Origin of the sequence: Terriglobus sp. YAF25 (genome assembly GCF_052113305.1) — a bacterium.
Lineage (GTDB): Bacteria > Acidobacteriota > Terriglobia > Terriglobales > Acidobacteriaceae > Terriglobus.
In genome coordinates this window covers 1-5,527 of the sequence record NZ_JBFRCY010000261.1, presented here as the reverse complement: position 1 = coordinate 5,527, position 5,527 = coordinate 1, and the positions used below count along the sequence as shown (strand labels likewise).

Below are 5,527 nucleotides of genomic sequence, written 5' to 3'. Positions count from 1 at the left end.
GTGCAGAGGCTGTAGCCGCCGCCATAGCTCCATCCGCCATAGAGCGGATTGTTATCGTTGACGGCCATCCACACCTTTTCAAACTCGTAACCGAACTTCAGAGTGTGGTCATGCTTGACCCAGGTGAAGTTGACCTTCGGATCGAGCAGAGAGGGATTCTGCCACTGTGGATTCGTGCTCTGACGGCCAAAGGAGCTGAAGCCCGTGATACCGATGGACGGCAGACCGCCGGCGACCACCGGATTCGAGGGCAGGCCAGGAATCGAGAAGGAGTTGTTACCGATCGAAAGCGTATATTTACCAGCCTTGGTCTTCGAAAGACCGACACGCGCATCGATGATCTTGTTCGAACCGAAGAAGTGATTGAAACCAGCCGCTACCTGCTCATTCAGCACGCGGATTTTTCCGTTGGTCTGGCCATCAAGAGGAAGCGGAATGCTCGGATAGTTGACGGCATTTTCTTTGCGGTCGCTGACACGGAGAAAGTAGGAGGTCGCCGGGCTCTGCTGGTAATCGAGGCGCAGATCGCCCTTATCGCTCTTATCGGTAAACGGGACCTGAGCCGCGTAGTCGTTCGATGCCAGACCGGTCGTCGCCGCACCGGACTGCGGCAGACCGGGAATCTGCCTGAAGGCATTCACCACAGTAAGAGAGAGCGGGCTCCATGCGGCGGTAGGAATTGTGGAACCGGCCCGATAGATGGTGCCTGTACGCGGATCACRCACCGGCTGCGTCAGTACGCCGTTCAACTGATTCAGCGTGGGCAGCGTCAGCACCGTTAGCGGCTTCAGCGTCTGACGGAAACCCTCGTAATCGAGGAAGAAGAAGAGCTTGTCCTTCAGAATCGGACCCCCGAAGGTGAAGCCATACTGGTTACGATTGAACGTCGGCTTTTTGAATGCCACGGAGCCTTGAGTCGGCTTGAAGAAGCCGGCGGCATTCAACACCGTATTACGAAGGAACTCATAGACCACACCGTGGAACGCATTGCTTCCGCTGGCGGTAGCCACGTTGATCGTAGCGCCGGAGGAGCGGCCATATTCAGCACTCTGGTTGTTGGTAACAACACTGAACTGCGCAACCGAGTCCGGCGGCACGGCAACGATCTGGTTATCGAAGCCCTGGTTGGACTCGCCATAGGCGTTGTTATCCAGACCGTCGAGCAGGAAGTTGTTGAACATGCTGCGCTGGCCATTGACGTTATAGGCGCCGGCACGGACAAGACTGCTGATCGAGCTGGTTGTTGCCGCGCTGGGCGCCTGGCGAACGCCGGTGACCAGGCCCATCAAGTCGGCATAGTTACGGGTAACGAGAGGAAGCGCCGCCGACTGATATTGGGTTACGGTCTGGTCACGCTGGCTGGACTCGGTCTCAACCTGCAGCGCAATGCCGCTGACTTCCACGGAGGTTTCCGTCGTTCCGACCTTCATGGTCAGGTCGATACGCTGACGGCCACCGACTGAGATGGTGATATTGTCCGCGATGGTATCTGCAAATCCCGTCGAAGAAGCAGTGATCTTGTAGACGCCTACGCGTAACTGCGGAACGCTGTAATCTCCATCTTCATTTGTTTTGACCTGTGTCGCGATGGAGGTCGCAGTGTTGATGATGGTAAGGTTCGCGCCTGCAATCGGAGCCCCGGTCGCATCATGAATCGTACCGACCAGGCTGCCGTTGTCATACTGGGCATGTAAGAGCCCAGGTAACGCAAAACACACTACTGCCAGGAGAAGGAGTCTCGCAAAATCTCGCATGTTTGCACCGTAGGGAACGCATATTGCAAGCCGGTGACGAGACGGTGAATATAAGGTTTCAACCCCTGTGTTTTCGGAGGAAAATCCGTCCCGCGCCGGGAAGGTATCAGCGCGGGACGGAGGCCATTACTTTGTCTCTTCCGGCGAGAGACGAAGCGTCTCGGGAACGAATTCGCTGCTAAGCAATTTCGCATTGTTCGTCAGGTAGTACGTTGGAATCTCGGGAAATTGTTCTTCCACTAATTGCAAGGTCCGAAAATCGAAGCTCTGCACCTCGGCGCGGCCAATCATCTTTTCGCGGATGATGGCTCCGCAAAGCGCATCGACAAACTGTTGCGGCCCAGCCGAGTGATTCTGGTAGAGGTCTGCCGAAGCATTGGTATTCTGCGCTCCCGCCACCTCAGATGGCAACCGGTCGGGCATGATCTTGGTCTCGAGATTAAACCGCACCGTCGCCCCGGTGGCGACACGCTCCGCGGCATGAGGCGTGTTCTTCCCTGCCCCGCTCTTGTAGTACTCCGTATAGAACTTCACAAAGCGGAAGAGCTGCGCGGCGTTCGTAGGTGCGTACGGACTGGGCATCTTCTCCAGCTTTGCGAAGGCGACAGCGACCGGCGAAAGCGCCAGGTCGTTCTTCTGGTCCGGACCGAAGTGCAGCTTGTCACAGATGAAGGTCTTCTGTGCCTCCGGCATGGAGATGGTGTTGATATAGACACGGTTCTCCATGGTGTAGGACGCTCCATCAGCGCGGCGGCAGCTCTCCGGGTTGAGGAACTGATCGTGCCAGATCAGGGAGACTCCGTCGGTCGTGACGCCGGTATCCGTTTCCAGAGTGGTGGCGCCCTGGTCCATACCGTTCTCAAACGAGGGCAAGGTGTTCTCGGGACGCAGGCCGCGCCCGCCGCGGTGCGCGGTGATATCGAAACCCTTCAGCGGCTTTCCCGAGGCACGGAGATCTTCGACGACCTTATGCAGGATGTCCGGGCGGTCGGAGATGATGCCGTCCACGCCAAGGTCGATCAGTGCTTTCATCCTGGCCGCATCGTTGGTCGTCCAGGAAACGACCTTGAAGCCGGCAGCATGGAGCGTATCGACGCGTACCTTTGCGTTGGGTCCGACGACGCTGGAGTCTACCGGGGATAGCACCGGCGTATGCTTCGCCCCTTTCGTACGGGCATGCTCGCCCGCCTTCTTCATCAAAGCCAGGTAGGGATCGCTGCTCTGCGCCATGGCAAAGCTGCTCAACAACGTCATACAGGCAATCGTACGCTTCATCATGTATTCACTATGCAGGCCGTGGATTAATGCAGCGTTGCACTTGCTGGCCCATCAACGCCCTAGCCTAGTAGGCTGGAAGCATCGCTGACAAATCCAACCCGACCATCTTTGTCTCTGCCGGCGAGGCCAGCGGAGACCACTACGGCGCACAGCTCATTGCAGCCCTCAAGGCGGAGTTACCCGAAGCCACTTTCCTCGGCCTGGGTGGCCTTGAGATGGAAGCGGCCGGACAACAACGCGTGGTACGTGCCGAAGATGTCGCTCACATGGGCATTACCGAGATCCTTCGGCACATCCCGAAGATCTATGCCAGCTATCGCCGCCTGATCCGCGCCATCCGCGAGCGGAAGCCTGACGTAGCCGTGCTGATCGACTTCCCGGATGTCAACTTCCGCCTGGCAAAAGAGCTCCATCGGCAGGGTGTCCCGGTCGTCTACTTTGTCAGCCCGCAGCTCTGGGCGTGGAAGAAACGCCGCCTGCGTTGGGTGCAGGAACGCATCTCGAAGATGATGGTCATCTTCCCCTTCGAGCAACCGTTCTACCAGGCGCGTGGTGTCGATGCGGAATTCGTTGGCCACCCCCTGGCAGAGCTTGCGCTTCCCTCTTCCAGCCGCGAGGAGTTCGCTGCGCGCCACGGTCTGAATCCGGACAGAATCTGGATCGCCCTTCTGCCCGGAAGCCGTAGGAAAGAGATCCAGGCCAACCTGCCCACCATGCTGGAGGCAGCCAAACAGCTTTCCCTGAATCCTGCCGTCCCTCCCGAAATGCTGGAGCCGCGGAAAGAATCTGTCGTGATGGTCACATTCCAGGTCACTTCTCCCGAAGGCAGGCTGCGCCAGTCATGCTATGAGTTCCTGCTTCCGGTCGCATGGACCCTGAATCCAGAGGTAATTCAGGAGGTGATCGCCGCTATGCCCCAACCCACGATCCGCCCGGTCCTGGTGCCTGACGCGCGCGAAGCGCTGCACCATGCCACCATCGGCGTCGTCGCCAGCGGTACGGCGACCGTCCAGGCAGCCGTGATCGGCAATCCATTCGTGGTGGTCTATAAGGTATCCCCGCTGACCTTCCGGCTGGCTAAGAAGCTGGTCTCTTATCCGTCGGAGATTCCGGCTCCGCTGGACGAGCATGGCAACCTGCCCATCGCTATGGCCAACCTGATCGCCGGCCGCAGAATTGTTCCTGAGTTACTGCAGGAGAACTTCACCCCGGAAAAGCTCGCCGATCTACTGCGAAGCTGGCTGGCCGATCCGGCGAAGCTGGCCACAGTCCGGCAGGATCTGCATGCGCTGAGGCTTCAACTTGAACCCGGGAAACCCGGAGAAACCGCCATCAGCCGGGTAAAAGCAGCGGTACTCCAACTACTTGGAGAAACCTGCGTCTAACCGACTGATGGGAGTACCATCTCCCCAGAGGATATCGAAGAGAATGTCCGGCCGCGTCCGCTATCTGCTTGCTCTTGCTGCGATTTCCGTCAGCGCTTATGCTGCTCCCCTCCGTCCCCAGGTCGATGTCACCGGGTACGTCATCACTGCCGATCTCAACCCGTCGAAGAACGAGTTGACGGCTACGGCCAAGGTCACCTTCACCGCCCTGGAAGACCTCTCCAGCGTGACGCTGGAGCTGAATAACGGCCTCAAGATCACCAAGCTGACCGACGGCGCCGGAGCAACCCTGTCGGCCGACCGCGTCGCGACCGACTCCACCGTTCACATTACCCCCGCCAAGCCGCTCGCCAAGGGTGAGACGGCGACCTACACCTTCGAATATGCGGGCGTCTTGAAGGATGCCGATACCAGCCCGGTGGAGGGTATTAAGATGGCCGCAATTGCGGACCCCATCTCGATCCTGCTCTACCCCGGCCGCTGGTTCCCCGTGAGCGGCCTCTATACCGACCGCTTCACCGCCGAGATGCATATCGTCGTCCCCAAGGGCGAGACCGCAGTCGCCAGCGGCGCGGGCGGGCACAAAGACATCGCCGGCGGCAAGACCCAGTTTGACTTCAACTGGACCAAGCCGGGACTTCCGGGAACCGTCATCGCCGGCAAGTTCACGGAAAAGACCGTTGGCAACATCCGCACCTACACCACCGAGAAGCACACCGGAGATGCCGCCGGCTACGGCGAAACTGCCGCCAAGGAGTTCGAGTTCATGAGCTCCACCTTCGGCCAGCCGGAATCAACCCGCGTGAACCTGGTGGAGCTGCCCGATGATGCCGTGAGCTCTACCTGGGGACCGGAGGTAGCTGCCATCGCCGGCAGCCGCTGGCCTGACCACAACAGCTATCGCCTGCTCGCCAATACCGTTTCGCGCCAGTGGTGGGGCAGCGAAATCTCTCCCGCGACCCTGAACGATGCCTGGATCACCAACGGCATGGCTCGCTATTCGGAGCTGATGTATATGGAAGACGCCAACGGCAAGAACTCCCTCCAGAGCGCCATCCCCGATATCTCCGCCGGAGCCCTGGCCTATGACACGGTGCCCATCTCCTCCAT

Annotated in this window: 3 protein-coding genes and 1 pseudogene; 2 read left to right on the top strand and 2 right to left on the bottom strand. The window is 59.2% G+C overall.

Annotated features, from left to right (window positions below; genetic code table 11):
- Together AB4043_RS12540 and AB4043_RS12535 are read right to left on the bottom strand one after the other, a co-directional pair.
- The coding region (locus AB4043_RS12540) for a carboxypeptidase regulatory-like domain-containing protein (protein WP_442307184.1) at window positions 1–1,754 on the bottom strand (1,754 nt) is incomplete at its 3' end.
- A gap of 126 nt (window positions 1,755–1,880) precedes the next feature.
- Window positions 1,881–3,032: a glycerophosphodiester phosphodiesterase family protein gene (locus tag AB4043_RS12535; protein ID WP_442299230.1), complete on the bottom strand. Its 1,152-nt coding sequence runs from the start codon at window positions 3,030–3,032 to the stop codon at window positions 1,881–1,883.
- A gap of 80 nt (window positions 3,033–3,112) precedes the next feature.
- Here AB4043_RS12535 and AB4043_RS12530 point away from each other — a divergent pair, with 80 nt between their 5' ends.
- Together AB4043_RS12530 and AB4043_RS12525 are read left to right on the top strand one after the other, a co-directional pair.
- Window positions 3,113–4,417: a lipid-A-disaccharide synthase gene (locus AB4043_RS12530; protein WP_442299339.1), complete on the top strand. Its 1,305-nt coding sequence runs from the start codon at window positions 3,113–3,115 to the stop codon at window positions 4,415–4,417.
- 43 nt (window positions 4,418–4,460) lie between these two features.
- Window positions 4,461–5,527 (top strand): annotated as a pseudogene (locus tag AB4043_RS12525) (peptidase M1); the annotation flags it as partial.

Coding starts and splice junctions, on each gene's coding strand:
- AB4043_RS12535 (WP_442299230.1), bottom strand. CDS start 3,032: ATGATGAAGCGTACGATTGCCTGTATGACGTTGTTGAGCAGCTTTGCC.